General features: G+C 50.4%; 13 protein-coding genes and 1 riboswitch. Of the genes, 9 read left to right on the top strand and 4 right to left on the bottom strand.

Annotated elements, in window-relative coordinates; all coding sequences use genetic code 11:
* Positions 1-134 precede the first annotated feature (134 nt).
* The 4 genes from AC506A_RS30230 to AC506A_RS30215 all read right to left on the bottom strand — a co-directional run bounded on the left by AC506A_RS30230 (position 135) and on the right by AC506A_RS30215 (position 3,787).
* Complete coding sequence (locus AC506A_RS30230) at positions 135-1,106, bottom strand: hypothetical protein (protein ID WP_495464711.1); 972 nt, start codon at positions 1,104-1,106, stop codon at positions 135-137.
* 74 nt (positions 1,107-1,180) lie between these two features.
* Positions 1,181-1,780, bottom strand: coding sequence for an RNA 2',3'-cyclic phosphodiesterase (thpR, locus tag AC506A_RS30225; protein ID WP_495464710.1), 600 nt, complete (start codon positions 1,778-1,780; stop codon positions 1,181-1,183).
* Positions 1,781-1,866: 86 nt separating this feature from the next.
* On the bottom strand, positions 1,867-2,613 hold the full coding sequence (locus AC506A_RS30220; protein ID WP_495464709.1) for a spermidine synthase: 747 nt from the start codon (positions 2,611-2,613) through the stop codon (positions 1,867-1,869).
* 25 nt (positions 2,614-2,638) lie between these two features.
* Complete coding sequence (locus AC506A_RS30215) at positions 2,639-3,787, bottom strand: HupE/UreJ family protein (RefSeq protein ID WP_495464708.1); 1,149 nt, start codon at positions 3,785-3,787, stop codon at positions 2,639-2,641.
* A 197-nt stretch (positions 3,788-3,984) separates the two neighbouring features.
* On the opposite strand from AC506A_RS30215, the gene AC506A_RS30210 reads away from it, so the two are divergent.
* The 9 genes from AC506A_RS30210 (at position 3,985) to AC506A_RS30170 (ending at position 20,858) form a co-directional block, all read left to right on the top strand.
* Positions 3,985-10,455 (top strand): DUF4350 domain-containing protein, encoded by a 6,471-nt coding sequence (locus AC506A_RS30210; protein ID WP_495464707.1) that lies wholly within the window; start codon positions 3,985-3,987, stop codon positions 10,453-10,455.
* Between the two features lie 246 nt (positions 10,456-10,701).
* Positions 10,702-10,870, top strand: a riboswitch (cyclic di-AMP (ydaO/yuaA leader).
* Between the two features lie 130 nt (positions 10,871-11,000).
* Positions 11,001-11,417, top strand: a complete 417-nt coding sequence (locus tag AC506A_RS30205) for a hypothetical protein (RefSeq protein WP_495464706.1) — start codon at positions 11,001-11,003, stop codon at positions 11,415-11,417.
* A gap of 322 nt (positions 11,418-11,739) precedes the next feature.
* Positions 11,740-11,817 carry a potassium-transporting ATPase subunit F gene (locus AC506A_RS30200; protein ID WP_495464725.1) on the top strand — a complete coding sequence of 26 codons (78 nt, stop codon included), beginning with the start codon at positions 11,740-11,742 and terminating at the stop codon, positions 11,815-11,817.
* A gap of 31 nt (positions 11,818-11,848) precedes the next feature.
* On the top strand, positions 11,849-13,522 hold the full coding sequence (gene kdpA / locus AC506A_RS30195) for a potassium-transporting ATPase subunit KdpA (RefSeq protein ID WP_495464724.1): 1,674 nt from the start codon (positions 11,849-11,851) through the stop codon (positions 13,520-13,522).
* Between the two features lie 18 nt (positions 13,523-13,540).
* Positions 13,541-15,583, top strand: a complete 2,043-nt coding sequence (kdpB, locus tag AC506A_RS30190; RefSeq protein WP_495464705.1) for a potassium-transporting ATPase subunit KdpB — start codon at positions 13,541-13,543, stop codon at positions 15,581-15,583.
* A gap of 12 nt (positions 15,584-15,595) precedes the next feature.
* The gene (kdpC, locus tag AC506A_RS30185) at positions 15,596-16,156 is read left to right on the top strand and encodes a potassium-transporting ATPase subunit KdpC (protein ID WP_495464704.1); all 561 of its coding nucleotides are present in this window, start codon (positions 15,596-15,598) and stop codon (positions 16,154-16,156) included.
* 84 nt (positions 16,157-16,240) lie between these two features.
* Positions 16,241-18,559, top strand: a complete 2,319-nt coding sequence (locus AC506A_RS30180) for a histidine kinase (protein ID WP_495464703.1) — start codon at positions 16,241-16,243, stop codon at positions 18,557-18,559.
* Between the two features lie 41 nt (positions 18,560-18,600).
* On the top strand, positions 18,601-20,163 hold the full coding sequence (locus tag AC506A_RS30175; RefSeq protein ID WP_495464702.1) for an ATP-binding protein: 1,563 nt from the start codon (positions 18,601-18,603) through the stop codon (positions 20,161-20,163).
* Entirely contained in the window at positions 20,160-20,858 is a 699-nt protein-coding gene (locus AC506A_RS30170) for a response regulator (protein WP_495464701.1), read from the top strand. Before AC506A_RS30175 ends, AC506A_RS30170 begins: the two co-directional genes overlap by 4 nt.
* Positions 20,859-20,870 lie beyond the last annotated feature (12 nt).

The following is a 20,870-nucleotide window of genomic DNA, read 5'->3' as shown; positions in this document are numbered from 1 at the left end:
TGCACATTTACTGTATGTGTTCGACACAGAACGTCGCAATTCCTCCTAGTTCTAAAGTCACATGTAAAATAAAATAAACCGTCTCTCTAGAGCGTTAACTCGCGAGAAACGGCGCTTTAATTGAAGAGTACTAATTACACGGTGTCGAGCGAGCCGCAGCCAAGCTTAACCGATAAATACCATTCACTCGCAGCCTGAGGAGCGATGCGAAGAAGCTTGTCTTGTTCAACTGCTTTCGTAAGGCTGTCGTAGTATCCATTGCACGGCTCTAATGCACAGACGGCATGCTCGTTGCATAAACCTTCATCAATCCAAATGCCGAGATAGGGCACCAATTCAGCATTCCAAGTAAGCTTCAGAAAGTCTTCGCTGCCTTGTTCGTATAGGCCGGTCCAAGCCGCATTGACGACACCATCGACATAGAATTTACGTGCATCCTTGGCGGAAGCGGGGCCGATTGAGTCCAAACGAAGCTTCGAGCCGTCAATGACCGTTTCCGGCCAATCATACAACTCTCCCTTCTGTAGCAAACGACCTCCACCTACACAGCGTACTTGTTTGGTGTCCTCGGGCAGCAAAATCCTTGTATGCGGCGTAGCGACGAATTGAGGATGGGCGAGCCAAAATGCAGACAGCATCTCAGAGCCGATGTTACGAATTGTATACTCGAAACGCAGCTGCTGATCGCCCTCGAAGCGGATGGTTCTTGTCATTTCGTAAGGGAGAGCTCGGCCCATTACTTTGCATACGAGTGCATCCTGTTCTTCAAATGAGGCCTCCCAAGGGATCGACCATACATCGCCGTGATCAGACATAGGATGTCCGGAGTAGGCACCGTCTTCTGGGTATGGGCATGCCGCAACAGTGGGGAAGCATTCATCCCAGCCGCTCATATCTGCTGCGAGGAAGTTAGAGCCGTGCTTGACCTTGGCAAGCGGACGAGATCCGGTTCCGATGATCCACTCTTTACCGGTTAGGAGGTTCAGCAGGGAGACGATCTTGCCTCCCAGTTCGGGGATGACGATAAGCCGCAGTTCACTAGATTCCATGAGGACAGCAGGCCAGTCTTGATAGGTGGTGTTTTCTATTAAGTAACTTGATTCCATAGGGGCATATCTACCTCCAAAATGGTTCGTATACAACCAGTATAACGTAAATGTTGGAGGTTGAAGGGGCAGATTTAGCGAAGGAGTGGAGCAACCGAAATGGCTTCATACATCGGTCGCCGCTGCAGATGGCTCTGATAGAGTGTTATGGCATCGGCTGGCCACTGTGGCGGGCCTTCGGCCGGCAATCCCGGCACCTTCCAGCCGTCAAGCTGCGAAAGCTCGAACGATTCCTCGCCCGCATAGTTTCGCGCAAGCGTGAGATGCGGGTTGTAGGAGCGACTCTCCGGTATAAGCCCGAGAGGCTTTAACGCCCGGGCAACATTCTGCTGCAGCTTGTGCAGCTGCTCTATATCTCCATCGACGCCTGCCCATAGAACGGATGGGCGGATCGGGCGGCCGAATACGCCGAGCGAGGTCACGCTTAGCTCGAAGGCATGAACAGTCGATGCTGCTTCGCGAAGTGCTGCCGAGATGGCAGGGACAAGCGTGACTGGCGTATCGCCAAGGAATTGCAGCGTGATGTGATAATCGTCAGGATGTGCCCATTTGCGAAATGGAAGCCCGGACTTAATGTCCTCGCAACTTGCTGAAAGTGACTGCTTGATGGAATCCGGAACAGAGACGGCAGCGAACAAGCGGACTGTCTGCTCCGAGGCGGCAGGTGTGTTCATAAGCTAATAGCAACCTCTCTTCTCGAAAATATAGCGCAGAGCTTCCTGGTGAGGAAGTTCTACGCTAGTACGTCTTGTATGCGGACCTAGTATTCACGATCCTCGATGATATAGCCTTGCCCCAATTCAATCTCCATAAACCCGGCCATTCGGCGCGTCTGGTAGGAAAGCGGGATGTTGCTGCCCGTCAGGATGTAATTGCGACGATCGGACGCACTTTCAGCCGGTAAGGCAAAAGCTTTCACAAATCGAAACACTTCTCGAAGCGTCGTATGGATGGCGTCCATGTATGCATCATTTTCACGCTTACCCATGAGATTGATAAGGATGGCGCCGCTCTCATCCAGCTTGGCGGCAGTAAGCTCGAAGAACCCCTTCGAAGTCAAATGCCGCGGTGTCCCTTTATCAGAGAAGGCATCAAGCACAATAAAATCATACGCATGCTCATCCTCGCCAGCGAGCAGCTCGCGGCCATCCCCAACCGCCACATTATCGTCGCTATAGCCAAAATAGTCTCTGCTTAATGCCACAACCCGTTCGTCCAACTCCGCAACTTTGATAGTTGTTCCTGTACTATGTCGAGCAATTGTCCCAACGCCATGTCCAATGATAAACACACGCTGATAGGGCGGGTTGCTGCTATTCATGAGGTGAAGCATAGCCTGCGGATATTCAAACAGAATCCGTTCCGGTTGATTCAAATCAATAGCACCCTGCATGGCGCTGTTTGAGAACTGAAGGATGCGAAATCGCCCATGCTCCCCGCCGTACTCATTCGTATCGTAAACGGTAATCTCGTTCTGCTCGCTGCTTTCCTGGTGCAAAATCTGCACAATGATCCAATCTCCTTCGCCTCAATTATCCGGCCAACCGTTCAAACAACCAAATGCCTCCCATTACGCATACGGCAGCGGAAGCGATTTTGACGACTGTAGGGTAGTAACGTTTGTTTTGCATGAGTTTAAGTAACGGTACGATCAGTGCCATAAGCAGCAGCTGAATCGTCTCAATACCCACATTAAAGCTGATCAAGCTGACTGCAAGCTTGGACTTCGGCAGCGACATTTCCATCAGAATATCGGCGAAACCGATTCCGTGGACAAGCCCGAACAGGAAGGTGACAGACCAGCGGTAACGAACCTCTTTGCGGAAAATATTTTCAAGTGCGACATAGCAGATACTGAGGGCAATAATGGATTCCACCCACTGAGACGGAACGTGAATAATACCAAGTGCGGCTAATGAAAGGGTAATACTGTGAGCAATTGTAAATGCCGTAATCACGGTAAAATACTGCTTCCAGGATTGGCGGCTGAGCAGTAAAGCGAACAGGAACAAGAGATGATCATACCCAGTCAGAATATGATCCATTCCGAGTTTGAAGAAGGTGAGCCAAGTCGATTCAGGCGTGGTGCCAGCGGGCTGCTCATGCTCAGATCCACTTCCGCCGGCGCTCGGATCTTGCTGCTCGCCTTGATTCTCCGTAACCAGCAGAACGAAGCTGCGGTCCTTGCCGCGCAAAACACTCTCCGTCGATTGCTCGTAAAAATTCATCGAGACAAAATCCACATAATTCGTATTCTCATCCTGAACATACAGGTCATCTTCATATTTCAGCGTTTGACCCGGAAGCAGCTTCGGCAGTTTGAAGGTGAAGGTGGCCATGTCTTTATCTGCCTTCGTCTCCAGAGCGGCGTTGACAGTCTCGGCTTCATGGGTGACGCCATCGATTTCAAAAATCAGGCTGTCCTCCAAGAAATGGCTGATTTGAGCTTCATGCTCCTTCAACTCCTCCGCACTTAAAGCACCGTTTGCGTTGAGATCGGCTTTGGTCTGTTCAATGACAGATAACGTATCCATGGAAAATTGGACAAAGGTGGCGTCATCCGTCACTTCTATGTCCGTATAACTGACACTGTAAGGATGAGCGGAAGCAATGGAAAGTGGTGCTAGCGATAGAAGCAGCACAAAGAGAAGAATGGTTTTATGGAAAAAATTCCTATTCATGTGAAGAAACCTCCAAGATGTGAGACTAACTTCCCTAGTGTAATGGATATGCACACGAAAATAAACATTTTACAAACTATTAATATAACTATTGGAAAATTTAATAATTCATCAAATTAAATAATGGTAGAATTATTAATTGTGATAGGTTGTCATAATTTTGGACTTATTCATAACTACGAGGGGGATTTTGTTAAGTGGGAATATGGAGCAAAAGAAGGCAAAGATGGACAGGCATAATTCTGGCATCTGCGCTAAGTGTTGGGCAGTTGCTGCCCGTTATGCAGCCGGAGAAGGCTGAGGCAGCTGTTGCGGGACATGTGGTTATAAGTGAGGTCTATGGTGGAGGCGGCAATTCCGGTGCGCCACTCACGCACGATTTTATTGAATTGTATAACCCTACCGAGTCGCCTGTCAGTTTAGAAGGTTGGTCGGTTCAGTACGCGTCAGCTGCTGGAGCATGGAGTTCATCGACCAATTTGAGCGGCACGATTCAGCCGCATGGCTATTTTTTAGTACAGGAATCCGGGAATATATCCGTAGGTAGTGCGATGCCAGCATTTGATGTCAGTGGAACTATAACGATGGGTGCAACTGGCTTTAAGGTAGCTCTGATGAACAATCAGACGCAGCTTACCGGTACCGGTAAACCTGACGGTGCAATTGATTTAGTGGGCTCAGGATCGACGGCAAATGCGTTCGAAGGCGCAGCGGCTTTAGCTCCATCGAATACGAAAAGCTTGCAGCGGAAATCGAACAATAATGCATCTCCTGCGACTGATGGCAGCGGCAATGGCTGGGATGAGGATAACAACGGAAGTGATTTTGTATTAGACACTCCAAATCCGCGCAACACAGCCTCACCGATAGAACCGCCGCTAGGCGGCGGCCCGGTGCAGACAGCTGATATGACCGGCGCGAAGCTGCTGTTCAACAACGCGGATGGGGCGAACGGTACCCTGATTGCTGAAGCGGGAGCGGCAGCAAACGATGCGGCAATTAAGGTATATGCCGACGATAGCAGCAATACGGCGCTTGAGACTCTACCAGCTGGCGCGGATGGATCCTTCACGGTGAGCAGCAGCCAATTGGCTGGACTAGCCAGCGTGTACATATCTGCGACTGCAGCAGGGAAATCGGAGAGCAACCGCATTCAAATCAGTGCGGCGACAGCAAGTGCAGCGCTAAACGGTGCCGAGCTTACCTATGTGAAATCGGGTACGAACGGGACTCTAACGGGAACAGCGGGTTTTGCTAACGCACGGGTACATGTCTACTCGGCAAGTGAAGCGATTCCGGCCAACCGTTTGCAAACTTCGACTGGTGCTGACTACGTCATCTCCGGTAGCAATAAATCCTTCAGCTTCCCGATTACCAACGCTCCGGACACGGTTTATGTGTCGCAGGTTGAGGTGACGGATGCAGGTAAGAAGCTGGAGAGCACGCCAGTTTCAGTAACGAAGGCAGCTGATCCAGTCGGTGCGACGCCGATCCAGACGCTTCGCGCGTCGGATGCCAATGGCTCACCTACCTCCAGCTTGCTGCAGGATTTTATTATTGAGGGTGTTGTAACTGTCAATAATCAGGTGTTGGGCACGCAAGCGAACAATTACTATATTCAAGATGCAACAGGCGGCATTAATATTTTTGGCGGAACAGCGCCGGGAATGGCAATCACTGCCGGAGATAACGTAAGGCTGACAGGCAAATTGGCGTTCTATAACGGCTTGCTGGAATTTGTTCCATCTGCTACCGAGAAGCTTGGAACGCAGGCGCTTCCAGCTCCCGTTTCGAAAACCGTAACCGAACTGACGGCTTACGCGTCGGCCGAGCCGGTAGAGGGTAAGCTTGTTGAAGTGACAGGCACCGTATCCGCGGTAACGGCAAGCGGAGCCCACTATAATGTCACATTCCAGGATGCTGCCGATTCCTCCAAATCGATTACCGTACGTGTGATCAGCACAACCGGTATTGATGTGGTTACGATGCTTGCGGTGAATCAATCCTATTCGGTAACAGGAATTGTAGGTCAATACGACTCCTCCTCTCCTTTTACGACGGGGTATCAGCTGTTCCCAAGGAATGCTGCAGATATCGTTGCGGCACTTACTGTTATGCACACTCCGATAACGGAAACGTACAAAGGTGCAGATGCCATTTTTACTGCAAAAGCATCCGGTGCCACAAGCGTAACGGTGTACTATAGAGCAGCAGGCGATACGGCTTATACAGCTCTTCCAATGAGCAGCACGAATCAATCAGACTATACAGCAACACTACCGGCTGCTTCGGTGCCGGATGCCGGTATCGAGTACTATATCGAAGCGGTCAACGGAGATAGAACGAAACAAGCAGGTACGTCTGCTGCCCCTTACTCCGTCAGCGTTATTAACGATGCGGTAGGACCAGATTTTGGCGTAGAGAAGCCTGAAGCAACGACAAGAGTCGAGAATTTCAAGCCGACGATCTCGCTGCAATATTCGGATCCAAGCGGCATTAACCCTGCTTCCGTGCAGATTAAAGTAGATGGTGCCGACGTAACGGCTCAATCTACGATCAGCGCAAGCGGCGTGAGCTACCAGCCTTCGACGAATATGGCGCTTGGCGGGCACGATGTGCAAGTAACCGTTCAAGATATTCGCGGCAATGCATCGGTGAAGGACTGGTCCTTTGAGGTGGTCGAAGTATTTACAGGCGGCAGCCACTACAGAGGAACGACGCATAACCATACGAATCTTTCGCACGATGCTGCAGGTACACCGGAGGAAGCGCTCCAAGCGGCAATCGCGCATGATTACGATTGGTTTGCATTCTCGGATCACTCGCATGACATCGATGATTCATCGCGCGCAACCGATGGCACCACACATAACGGCATGCCGGAGCGCACTGGCGGAGACAACTGGCAACTGACCAAGGATCTGGCCAAAGAATACACGAAGAACGATCAATTCGTCGTATTCCCTGCTTTTGAGATGACGTCTACTACTTGGGGTCACTCCAATATTTTCGGATCGGAGAACTTTATTGACCGCAAGCAAGACGGCGGCAAGTACCAGGATTTGAACCAATACTATGCATGGGTGCTAACGTACGATAATGTCGTCGGTCAATTCAATCACCCCGATATGTCGGCCAATGCATTTAACAATTTCAAGCCTTACCAAAGAGCGGTCGATGAACGCTTCACGATGCTGGAAGTAGGTAACGGCTCAGGTCATTATGCCTACGCCAATGCGGAGAAAACATACTACAACGCGCTTGATCTCGGCTGGCATGTTTCGCCTACCTTCGGGGAAGACAACCATGACGGAACATGGGGTCAAACGACGAAACGGACCGTAATTGTCGCGAAGGATCTATCCCAAGCATCCCTCTTTGACTCCATGAAGAAACGCAGAGTGTATATGTCGGAGGATGCGAACTTTACGCTCGACTTCTCGGCGAATGGCTATTATATGGGCGCCATCGTTGAAGGCGATACGCTTAACTTTGAAGTGAACGGCAGTGATACTGTTGCCGAAGCAAAGTCGATGCCGAGCTATTCCTATCTCTCGGATAGCTATCAATCCAATGATAGTGTCGCTAAGGTAGAGTTGATTTCTAACGGTGGCAAGGTTCTGGAAACCTACACGCCGGATACGAAGGATTTTACATGGTCACCATCCGTAGCCGTGACCGGCGGTCAGCAGTGGTACATGATCAAAGTCACGCAACAAGACGGCGAGCAAATCTACTCCTCGCCGATCTGGTCGCAAGAGGTATCGGTTGATGCGAAAGTGAGCAGCTTCGATGTCATCGGAGGCGCACTGATTGCAGGCAATCCGGTCGAGCTTCAAGCTGGCATCAGCAACATGGGAAGCATGACGGCTGCTGCGTTTACGGCGAAATTCTACTATGACGTTGTGGACGAAGCGCATTTGATCGGCAGCGTTCCTGTACCGGACTTGGCAGGCAGATCTACCTTTAATGCCAAATTGACATGGGCGAATCCCCTGCTTGGCAACCATCAAATCATTGTCGATCTGGTAGGAACGCCTGCCTCAGATGATACGGCTGACAACCGCTACTCGAAGGATGTTGTCGTGAAGCCGACGCTCGGCATTACGATTATGATCGATGCCGCACACGGCAACGAGAATACGACGACAGACAGCGGTACGTACAAGGACAATCTCAAAGCCATCACGCAGAAGCTGAGACAGCTGGGCTATACGGTTGTGGAGAACAAGTCGACGATCTCAGCAGATGTTCTAAGCGGGGTGAAGGTACTTCTCATCACGCATCCGAAAACAGACTTGTCAGCAGCGGAAAATACGGCGGTTGCTGATTTTGTGAAAAACGGAGGCTCCTTGTTCCTGGCGGATAAGAGCAATCACAGCAACAATCCGACGATTAACAATGATTTGCTGACGGAAATCGGCGCGACGATTCAAGTCAACCATGACGGTATTTTTGATGCATCGAAGGAAGGCAACTTCTGGACGACACCGGCCACTTCGCTGTTTTCGGTCAGGCTGCATCCTACTCCGGTTCGCAATTTGTTGACGGATCACGTTGCAACCGTTGAATATTACAGCGGCGCAAGCCTTGAGGGAGTCGGGCATTTGCCGTTAACAGACAGCGACACGGTGACGGTGCTTGTATCCGGTAACGAAACGACCTATCAAGACAATGTAACTAGCGACTATCATGCCTATGATACCGTATCCGATACAACAGGCGGTTCTGCTATTCCGGCGATTGCATCCGAGCAAATCGGCTCAGGTCGAATTGTCGTGTCGGGTATGAATTTCATTAACGATAAACAATTGGATGAGACCTACAACGCCAAAGGCAATGATGAACTGGGCATTAACCTGTTCAATTGGCTGGCAGGACATGAAGCAGTAGTAAGCTCTATTGCGGATGCCAAGGCGCATGCGGACGACACTTCCGTTGTCGTGGAAGGTACGGTTACGACTGGCGCTGGCGTATTCTTCGATGCCTTCTATCTCCAGGATGCAACTGGCGGTATCATGGCTTTCCAGGAAGTGCCGGCTGACAGTCTGGAAGCAGGCGATCGTGTTCGCGTTTATGGCAAGCTGCAAACGTTCGAGCAGAACCGTGAACTTATTTTTGATACATTTGCCGGTGACGTCATCAAGATCGGTCATGTGAACCCAATCGAACCTGAATTGATTTCTACACACGACGCAGCGCAGGAGGCCGCCCAGGGCCAGCTCGTAAAGGTAAAAGGGACAGTTGTTTCCAAATACGACGACAACTCGTATGTGATCAATGATGGAACAGGTCCTGTGCTCGTATTTACAGACGGCTACATCGCGCTGCAGAACGACGTTCCCGTTCCGCAGATGGTGGCGGGCGATACGTACGAAGCGGTTGGTGTTGCAGGTAAGTATTCGGAAGGTGTGCGGATCAGGGTGCGCGATACCCGTGAGCTGTCTGCTACTTCCGGTAATCCAAGCACGCCAACGCCACCGAGTTATCCGGGTGACACGGACAATTCATCCGGCAAACCTGTTGTAACAACGGATGAAGCTGGCAATAAGATCGCAGATCTGAAGGTCGAGAAACCGTTGAAGCCATCAGCAGACGGATCAGTAATCGTCGATGCAACGACTACTGAGAAAGTGGATGAAATCCAAGTTTCTCTAAACGCTGATGTTGTTCGTCAATTACTGGCGGATTCGTCAAGTACAGCTTTGACAGTGAAGACTTCGCTCGGCGAGTACGCGCTGCCGATTGATGAACTCAGTAAGCTGCTCAATGACCGTAAAGATGCAGCTATTGAATTGACGATAGCCGTGAATAAAGAAGCAGAGCGGACGGCTGATGAACAGGGTCATGAGGTTCTCGCTGCCCTTGAATTCACGATAACGGCTACTGAGGCAGGCGGTAAGCAGCAAGTACTGTCTACATTTACGCAGTATGTAGCGAGAACGATAGTGCTTGATACTGCAGCCGATAGCAGCAAACTTGCTGTTGTCAGAGAAGTTAAAGGAGCTGACGGTAAAACGTCGTACGAGCCTGTACCGTTTACCACAGATGGGAAAGTGATCCATATCTACAGTCTTTCCAACAGCACCTACCTCGTTCTAAACAGCGAGCATACGTTTAAGGATATTGCAACGCACTGGGCGCGTGCTGATATCGAAGCGGCAGCAGGCAAGATGATTATTGCAGGCTTCAATGCAGACGAATTTAAACCGAACGAACAGGTGACCCGCTCGGAGTTTGCGCTCATGATGGCGAAAGCGCTTGGCATGAAAACACAAGGAGCAGCATCGACTTCGTTGTTCCACGATGTCAGTACGAATGCTTGGTACGCAGCTGCCGTTCAATCGTTAGTGGGCTATGGCATCGTGAAAGGTGACGCCGCAGGCAATTTCAACCCGTCAGCAACGATTACACGGGAAGAGATGGCGGTAATCCTGTTCAGAGCGATGGGGCTGGCAGGATATCACTTTAACGAAGCGACTGCGGGGTCCGGCTTCAGCGACGTGAGCAGTATTCACAGCTGGGCGCTGGATGCCGTAACGAAATTGGAGCAAGCCAAGCTGATCAAAGGAGCTTCGGGCAAATTTAACGCGAGCTCGATGACGACCCGTGCAGAGAGCGCGGCTCTGATTACACGTATGTTGGAGGCAGTTAGCTTTACGAAGTAAGGTTTACAAAAACAAAATAATAGGAATAAACAAGGAGCTAAGCGACATGATGAATGTGCTTAGCTCCTTTGCTATTCACAGAAAGGTTTGGAAGCAAACCTATGAAAACCCAATTGAAAAGAATGAGTGCTCAGGATGAAAGCGCAATTATGCGCTCAATTCGATAGAATTGGCGTAATTAGCACTTAAATCAGATTTTACATTCTCTTCTCGCAGGAATAAGATTTGATTCAACAACTTCAAATCTTGCTTTACACGCTGAGTCCTCGCAAGAGGAACGGGGGAACCAATTGGAAGCCGACTTCGATCAGAACGGTTTCTTGGGGTGAATCCATAACAGGTGTTAATTGTTAAGGTAGGGTACTCTCAAGCCCGAATCCGACAGCTAACCTCGTAAGCGTATGAGAGAGAACCCATTCAATCGAGCTTGCGCAGCTTGTTTCTTTACGCTGTGATGAGGCCCGGGAGTAGAGTTTCTCTGCTTCCCGGGCCTCTTTGTGCTGTCTACCGTCTACTATCAACCAACGATCAGGAGAGTGAGTATTGTGAAAGATTGCAAGATTAATGCGATTGAGCTGTTTCAATTTGATGGTGAGCTCACAGATGAACGGCTGCCTGGACATAGTGAAGACTGCATTTGCGGTTTACTCGCCATCACTACGAATGACGGAGGCTGCAGCCTCATTGAATTCCAGATGCACGGCTGTAACCTGAAGGGCGACATTGTGCAGTGGACGGCCATTTACCAGCGAATAAAAGGACTGACAATTGAGGAAGGTCTGGATTATATCCATCAGAAGCAAGAAGCATGGGGAACGGAACGCACACATGTAATGGAATCCGCATTAACGAGCTTGGCTGAGCAGCTGGATCATACAGCTAAAGGAAACAAAGGCCAAAGCTGCGCAGTATGGAATCGCACGTATTTATTCGACCACTCGCAGGCTTACGTCTCGTTCTAAACGTCGATAACGACCGATTTTTATACTTTTTTTACACCTGACAGGAGGTTTCTTTACCCCCTTTTTACGGCAACCCGTATTAAGATTTCCTTATACCGAAGAGGGGGAACTGATAAGCAGCATACTAAACTTTAAGCACACTGAAAGACAAGTATAGTTTCCATCCGGCAGGGGAAAATATTCTCAATTCACGGCATGCAGCTATGGGAGGTAGTAAGGGGTTATGATCAATGATTTTACAATGGTGATATTGTTTGTTGCTGCATTCGCTATATTCTGGGGATTCCTTAAATTCTGTGAGAAAGCCTAGGGAGGTAACGCTATGATAATCGTCGGTATTATTGCAGGTATTCTCATTTTGTATCTAGGCTTTGTATTAGTAAAACCAGAAAAATTCTAAATGGCCAGGGCGGAGGATTCATGACATGAGTATGGGGTTCGTACAGGTAGCCATTACGCTGATCATCATTATGTTGTTGGTTAAGCCGGTAGGCATTTATCTTGTAAAAGTGTTTCAGCATGAGAAAACAGGATTGGATCGTGTGTTTGGTCCGTTCGAACGCATGCTGTATCGGTTAATGGGAGTGCGCGAGGATGAAGCAATGGGATGGAAAAAGTATGTAGCAGCCGTCCTGCTTAGCAACTTCGTTATGATGCTCCTGCTGTATCTTGTCCTGCGGTTTCAGAGCTTTCTGCCGCTTAATCCGGATGGGATCGGCAATATGCCTGCGGGGCAGGCATTTAATACAGCTGTATCGTTTATTACGAATACAAACTGGCAGTCTTACTCAGGGGAGAATGGACTTTCCTATTTGTCTCAATTGCTTGCAATTACGTTTCCGATGTTCACGTCGGCAGCAACCGGCTTCGCAATAGCGATCGCGTTCATTCGTGGACTCGTCGGCCGTCAGGATAACCTGGGTAACTTCTATGTGGATATGGTTCGCGGGATTACGCGTGTATTTCTGCCGCTTAGCTTCCTAGTCGCATTATTTCTAGTATTCCAAGGCGTTCCGCAAACATTCCAAGGTGCTGTAAATGCGACCACGCTTGAAGGAGCACAGCAGACGATAACCAGAGGCCTGGTTGCAACGCTTGAATCGATCAAACATATCGGTACGAACGGTGGGGGATGGTTCGGTACAAACTCGGCGCATCCGTTCGAGAATCCAACGCCGCTTACCAATATGGTGCAAATTATTTGCATGATGCTGCTTCCAACGGCGCTTGTGTATGCTTTCGGTCTGATGATTAAGAACAAGAAGCAGGGCTGGGCCATATTTGGGGCTATGGGACTCATCTTCTTGGTTATGCTTACAGTCGTATTTGTATCGGAATACAAAGGCGTTCCCGCTCTTGATGCCGCAGGCTATCACGGAAATATGGAGGGCAAGGAAGTCAGGTTTGGCGAATCGCAGTCCGCCTTGTTTACAGCGGTGACAACGGCAGCAACGACGGGTTCTGTGAACAATATGCACGAATCATTAACACCGATGGGCGGGTTCGTTGCGCTAGCCGAAATGATGCTGAATAACGTATTTGGCGGGAAAGGTGTCGGGCTCCTCAATGGGTTATTGTATCTCATCTTATCCGTATTTATTTGCGGTCTGATGGTTGGACGTACGCCGGAATTCCTCGGTAAGAAGATTGAAGGCAAGGAAGTGAAGCTGGCTGCGATCGCGCTGCTTATCCATCCTTTAATCATTCTTGCTCCAACAGCACTTGCTCTGGCTACACCGACAGCCGTCGCGTCCATAGCGAATGCTGGTACACATGGGCTATCTGAAGTGCTTTATGCCTTTACATCCGGCGCGGCAAACAATGGTTCCGCATTTGGCGGTCTGACCGCGAATACCGACTTCTATAATGTAGGGATTGGTTTGGTGATGTTGTTTGGCCGTTATATTTCAATCATTGCCATGCTTGCGATTGCCGGATCTCTTGCGGTTAAACGAGTTGTACCGGTAACGACGGGGACGCTGCGCACGAATACACCATTGTTCACGGGGATTCTCATCATGATCATTCTCGTGATCGGAGCGCTTACGTTCTTCCCTGGACTTGCACTGGGGCCAATTGCTGAACATCTGGCCATGCCGCAATAAACTTAAGGAGAGATCATAATGGCTGCTGCACGCAGAAAAACGATAACGAAGGAAATTGCACTACAAGCCATGATCGGCGCTGTTAAGAAATTGAACCCTGCGGTCATGATCAAGAACCCGGTCATGTTTATCGTGGAAGTAGGCACGGTAATCACATTGCTGCTATCCATACAGCCAGATCTGTTTGGTACGGATACTGTGGGCCGAGGCTACAATGTGACCGTGTTTTTCATTCTGCTCTTCACCGTATTGTTCGGTAATTTCGCTGAAGCACTCGCGGAAGGCCGAGGCAAGGCACAGGCGGATACCCTTCGGAAAACAAAATCCGAAACGATGGCGAAGCTTGTTCAGCGGGATGGATCCTTTAAGCAGGTGCCTTCCACGCAGTTGAAGAAAGGCGACATTGTCCGCGTGGAAGCCGGCGAGCTGATTCCGACAGACGGTGAAATTATTGAAGGTCTGGCATCCATCGATGAGTCAGCAATTACAGGTGAATCTGCACCAGTAATCAAGGAAGCCGGCGGCGATTTCTCCTCGGTTACAGGGGGAACGCGAGTTGCTTCAGACTATATTATTGTGAAGGTCATGACAGATCCGGGTGAATCTTTCCTGGATCGCATGATATCACTCGTAGAAGGCGCCAAACGGCAAAAAACACCGAACGAGCTGGCGTTAACGACGCTGCTTGCCGTGTTAACGATCATTTTCCTAATTGTCATCATCACCATGGTTCCAATGGCGGCTTATCTCAATGTCAATCTAGATATCGCCACACTCATCGCCCTACTTGTCTGTTTAATTCCGACGACCATTGGTGCGCTGTTATCGGCCATCGGGATTGCCGGTATGGACCGGGTAACGCAATATAACGTACTTGCCATGTCCGGTAAAGCTGTAGAGGCTGCCGGCGATATCGATACGCTGATCTTGGATAAGACAGGGACGATCACATACGGAAATCGGATGGCTGCGGAGTTCATTCCTGTGAAAGGTGTCACCGCCAAGGAAATGACGTTCGCTGCGCTGCAGGCATCTGTAAAGGACGAAACGCCTGAAGGTCGTTCCATCGTAGAGCTTGCCGGTAAACTCGGCGAATCTTGGGCGGAGACTGAATATGCAAGTGCGGAAATCGTCGAGTTTACGGCAGAAACAAGAATGTCCGGACTCGACATGGCGGGCGGCGTTCAGATCCGTAAAGGCGCGGTCGACGCCATTAAGAAATTTGTTTCCGCGAGTGGCGGCAGTATTCCGACTGACTTAGAAGAAGCCTCGAACCGGATTGCCAGGGCAGGAGGCACGCCGCTAGCTGCTGCCGTAGGCAATCGTATCTTCGGTGTCATTTACTTGAAAGATACCGTGAAGCCCGGCTTGAAGGAGCGCTTCGCAGAGATGCGGGCAATGGGGATCAAGACGATCATGTGTACCGGTGACAATCCGCTCACGGCGGCTACGATCGCCCTTGAAGCGGGCGTCGATGATTTCATTGCCGAAGCGAAGCCGGAGGATAAAATCGCTGCCATTAAGAAGGAACAGCAAGAGGGCAAGCTCGTTGCGATGACAGGTGACGGTACGAATGATGCTCCGGCGCTGGCGCAAGCCGACGTTGGTCTAGCCATGAATTCGGGAACGATGGCTGCGAAGGAAGCGGCCAATATGATCGATTTGGATTCCGATCCAACGAAGCTGTTGTCCGTTGTTTCAATCGGCAAACAACTGCTCATTACCCGGGGGGCGCTTACAACGTTCTCGATATCCAATGATATCGCCAAGTATTTCGCGATTATCCCGGCTATGTTTATCATTGCGATGCCTCAGCTGCAATCGCTGAACATCATGCATCTGGCTTCGCCCAAATCGGCGATTCTCTCGGCGCTAATCTTTAACGCCGTCATCATACCGCTGCTCATTCCGATTGCGATGAAAGGCGTGAAATACCGTGCCATGACAGCAGATACGCTGCTTACTCGCAACGTGCTGATTTACGGCCTTGGCGGGGTCATCGTCCCTTTCATCGGTATCAAACTCATAGACCTGATCCTTCATGGTCTTCAACTCGTTTAAGGAGCTAATCATATGAAGATGACACTGACCGCGATCCGACTGTCCGTAGTGCTTATGCTGCTTTGCGGGCTCCTTTATCCTTTAGTCACGACCGGTGTTGCCGGGGCTCTGTTCCCCAAACAAGCCGGGGGCAGCTTAATTGAAATAAACGGCAAGGTTGTAGGTTCGGAGCTAATCGCTCAGGACTTTCAATCGCCGAAATGGTTTCACCCACGAGCCTCAAATGCTAAATTTGATCCCACTGCCACGGCGGGCTCCAATATGGCAGTCGGTTATCCGGATTACGTGAAAGCGATGAAGGAGCGAATCGATGCACTGCGCCAAGAAAATCCAAGCCTTACGGACATCCCCGCCGATTTGGTAACCATCTCCGGCTCCGGTTTTGATCCGGATTTGTCCCCGGAAGCAGCTAAAGCGCAAGTGCCAAGAATCAGCAAAGAGACGGGGATTTCGGAGCAGGAACTGAATGAGCTCGTGGATGCGAACACGACAAACCGCCAGCTAGGCATTTTCGGGGAACCGCGCGTGAACGTAACGGAAATCAATATGGAACTAATGAAGCAAGTGAAGTGATCATCAAGCAGCCGCCTCCATTTCATGTGGGGGTGGCTTTCTCGGTTTTATTCATCATTCACATAGAGGGAGGGGGAATCGCCAGTGGAAAGCTTTAAACGCAAAACACCGGAAGATATATTGCATTCCATCTCGAAGCTTCACCGCGGTACGCTGAAGATCTATATTGGTCCTGTGAGCGGCTCAGGTAAAACCTATCATATGCTGCGTGAAGGGCAGACGTTGAAGCAGCAAGGGATCGATGTGGTTATTTGCGCAGTGTCGACGCTGCAGCGACCGGAGACGGTCGAGCAGCTCGGTGATTTGGAGCGAGTCCCTAGTATTCATTGGTTTAAAGACGAAGCTGAGTTCAAAGATTTGAACCTCGATGCTCTAATAGAGCGGAATCCGGAAGTTGTCCTCGTAGACGGACTTGCTCACCGCAATCGTCCGGATGCCCGGTTTCCTACTAGGCTGGAGGATATCAAATTTCTGCTTTCGCATGCGATAAGCGTCATTACTACGGTGAACGTATATGAGCTTGAGGGTTATACGGAAATCGCCCATAAGCTGACGGGGATTGAAGCGGCATGTACGGTTCCTGCGGATACGCTTGAGCTGGCCGATGAGGTGAGGCTGATTGACGTCACCCCGGAAACGGTATTAAATCGTCTCGCCGAGGGACATCTGAAAGGGAATAAGGATGCGACGGTGTTTAAGCGAGGCAACCTGGGTGTATTGCGTGAGCTGGCACTTCGTCTGGTTGCAGAGGATGTGAATGAATCCTTGAAATCGCATCGCGAAGAAATGGGACTGATCGGCCCATCAGGCGCGGCGGAGCGCATCCTTGTCACGACGCAATACCATTGGAATGGTTCGATCTACGTCAGGCGGGGTCAGCAAATCGCCAAACGACTGAATGGCGATCTTGTGGTGATCACGTTTCGCAACTTGAAGAAGCCCTTATCGAAAGAAGCGGCAACCTTCCGCAGGAGCACGATTAAACTTGTAGAGAAAGTGGACGGTACATTTGAAGAACTGCCTTTCCCGAAACGAAGGCGTATTCCAAGGACATTAGTGAACTACGCGACCCAGCATAATGTGACGCGTATCGTGATGGGGCATTCGAAGCAAACGCGTTGGCAGGAATTTTGGCAGGGGTCTATCATAGGTGAGCTTCTCAAGATCACGAAGAATATCGATCTGTTTCTGGTTGCCGATTCCACGGCTAATGAGGGAGAGCGGGTTCTGCCTGCCCAAATGACAGCGGCCAATGAGCAGCAGAAATATAAACGACTTAGCCAGCAGGAAGTAGCGGAGAAGATTGACCAAATCAGACGCGGTAAATTTAAAGTCTACATCGGCGCTGCTCCCGGCGTGGGCAAAACCTATATGATGCTGCGAGAAGGCAACGACCATCTGAGGAAGGGGATTGATGTCCAGATTGGACTGCTGGAAACCCATAACCGGGCAGATACGATCCAGCAAATCGGCAGCTTGAATGTCATTGATCGAAAGCGTATGGTGTATCAAGGGGTTACCCTTGAAGAGATGGATACCGAAGCGATCATTCGAAGATGTCCCGAGGTTGTATTGGTCGATGAGCTTGCGCATACGAATGTGCCCGGTAGCAAGTATAAGAAACGCTATGAAGATGTGCTGGAAATATTGGATGCCGGCATTTCCGTTATTTCAACGGTCAATGTGCAGCACTTGGAGAGTTTGAATGATGCCGTTGAACAAATTACAGGGGTTCGCGTTCGGGAAACGGTACCCGATAGTATTCTTCATTTGGCCGATGAGGTCCAGCTTATTGATGTTTCTCCGGAAGCTCTTCAGCATCGGATGCGGGAAGGTAAAGTCTATGCGATGACGAAAGTCGATCAGGCGCTAAATAATTTTTTCAAAACAGGAAACCTGATTGCTCTGCGTGAGCTGGCACTTCGAGAAATCGCCGACGATGTCGATGAGAGATTGGAATCGCTGGAGCGCAAGAGTTCACTGCGTGGACCGTGGAGAAGGAAAGAAGTGATCTTTGTCTGCGTGAACAGTACGCCGCATGCCGAAAGGTTGATACGGCGTGGCTTCCGGACTGCATACCGGCTTAAAGCCGCATGGTACGTCAATTATGTGCATGTTGGAGACAGCTGCTCGGATGAACTGAAGAAACGGCTGTCCGCTATGGAGAAATTGACGGAGCGTTTAGGCGGGAAGTTTATCATTCATGAAGGGCATCATTCCAAACAAATTGCCAATGTACTTGCTTCGAAAGCGGACCAAGTAGAAGCTACGCAGTTGGTAATTGGTCAACCGAAGCTATCGTTCTGGGAATCACTACGGAAAGGTTCCGTTGTCAATCAGTTGATTCGGCTTACGAGGCATATGGACGTATTGATTGTGGCGGACTTTGATGCCCAAACCTAATAACTATGGCATATAGTCGTCGTATATAGGATGTGATGAGAATGAATCTAACCCATAGAATCAGAGCTTTTTCCATGAAGCCTTATGTGTGGGTTACCCTATGCGTCACCTTGTTAACCATCGTCCTCCATTCCTTTGAGCTGGCCTTCGACATGGTTAACATTGCACTTATCTATTTATTTCCCGTATTGTTCAGTGCCGTCTATTGGGGACTTGGACCTTCGTTTTATGCAGCAGCATTAGGCGTGATTGCCTTTGACTTTTTCTTTGTCCCGCCTTTTCTCAGCTTTACGGTAGCGGATCTGCGATATCTCTTTTCCTTCGTCGTCTACCTTGCGGTTGCGGCACTTACGGCCAGCCTGGCAGCAAGGCTCAAGCAGCAGCTGAATCTGGCGAAGCAAAGAGAAGCCCATACGGCATCGCTCTACACACTAAGCCAGCAAATGACGGCTATAGCCGATCTTCAATCGCTGCTAGAGAACGTTTGCCGCCAAGTTTCTGCAACCATTCACTCGCAGGTGGCGCTCTATTTGCCAGACAGCCTGGATGAGCTTACCTTAGCTGCTTCTTCCGCAAGCGGGGACTGGGGCAAGGGAGAATCGGAGACGGCTATCGCCAAATGGGTATATTCACACGGGGAGATGGCAGGACGGGGTTCTGGCACATTAAGAGAATTTCCCGGCTTGTATATGCCGCTGCTAACGGAGGAGCGGGTATACGGCGTATTGGCCGTGAATCTTGCGAGTAATGGCAATTCGACTACTCTATCCTCGGAGAATAAAAGGCTGCTGGAGGCCTTCGCAGGACTCGCAGCGAGTGCCATTGCAAGGGTGAAGTTAGGCGAAGAGGCGAAGCTTGTCCATTTGACGGCTGAATCCGAGCGTCTCCGAACGGCGCTGCTGGACTCCGTTTCCCATGAACTGCGGACACCGCTCGCAACGATTATTGGGTCAGCAACGGGACTCATCGAAGGTGATCGGATGTTCTCTTCGGAGGATCGGCTGGAACTGCTTGCGACCATTAGAGACGGGGCTTTGCGCATGAATCGGCTCGTCACGAACCTGCTTGGCATGGTCCAATTGGAAAGCGGTATGCTGCGGCTGCGTAAGAATTGGTGCGACGTCGAAGACATAATCGGCGTTGTTTTGTCCCAAGTGAAGGATTTTCAGGGTAATCGGGAAATACGGGTGAGCCTGCCGGAGCGAATTCCGATTGTGCTTGGCGACGAGGTGCTGCTGGAGCAAGTGCTGGTTAACGTGGTCAGCAATGCGATTAAGTATTCACCGGATGGGAGCACTATCGTGATTTCCGTCGGGCAGGATGAATCGCATGTTAGGATCAGAGTAGCCGATTCCGGTCTAGGCATCCCTGCCGCTGACCTTGAGCGGATATTCGATAAATTTTACCGCGGCGCTGCGACAAGGCATGTACCAGGAACAGGGCTTGGGCTGGCGATCTGCAAAGGAATCATTGAAGCGCATGGGGGAAGCATCATTGCAGAACCTAACCTTCCGATAGGGGCCGTTATCCAAATTGCGCTGCCGCTGGGAGACCAGAGCTTTCTCGATCAAATGACTCCGGAAGGGGACCGTGAAACCATATGACAACAACAACCGGAGCTCGAATACTGATCATCGACGATGAGCCTCAGATCTGCAAGCTGCTGAAAGTCACGCTGCAGGCGCATCACTTTGATATTCATACGGCAGCAACGGGAGAGGACGGCGTTTATCAAGCGAGCATTACTCATCCCGACTTGATCGTGCTCGATCTTGGCTTGCCGGATATATCCGGTATGGAGGTGCTGCGCCGCGTTCGTGAGTGGTCGCGTATACCGATCATTGTATTGACGGCCAAGGACCGGGAGGACGATAAGATTGCGGCACTCGACAGCGGGGCGGACGATTACGTCACCAAGCCGTTTGGCATGGGGGAACTGCTCGCGAGAATACGCGTTGCGCTTCGTCATGCAGCCAAATCTGCCGATGAACCTGTTCTTCAGTTCGGCCGGCTTATGATTGATCTGGCGCAGCGGGTCGTTGAGCTTGACGGCAATCGAGTGAAGCTGACGCCTACGGAGTACGACCTGCTCAAAGTATTAGCCTCGAGCGCGGGCAAGGTCATTACGCAGCGGCAGCTGCTGCAGCAGGTTTGGGGCGGTCATCACCATGAATCAGACAGCCATTATCTGCGCATTTACATCGGCCATTTGCGCAAGAAGCTGGAGGAAGACCCGACAAGACCGGTATTCATTGAGACCGAGCCGGGGATCGGGTATCGGTTCTTGCTTCAGGATTAGCGAGGCGCAGCA

This window comes from Paenibacillus sp. N22P23, from assembly GCF_059383735.1.
This window is presented reverse-complemented; position numbering and strand designations above follow the sequence as displayed.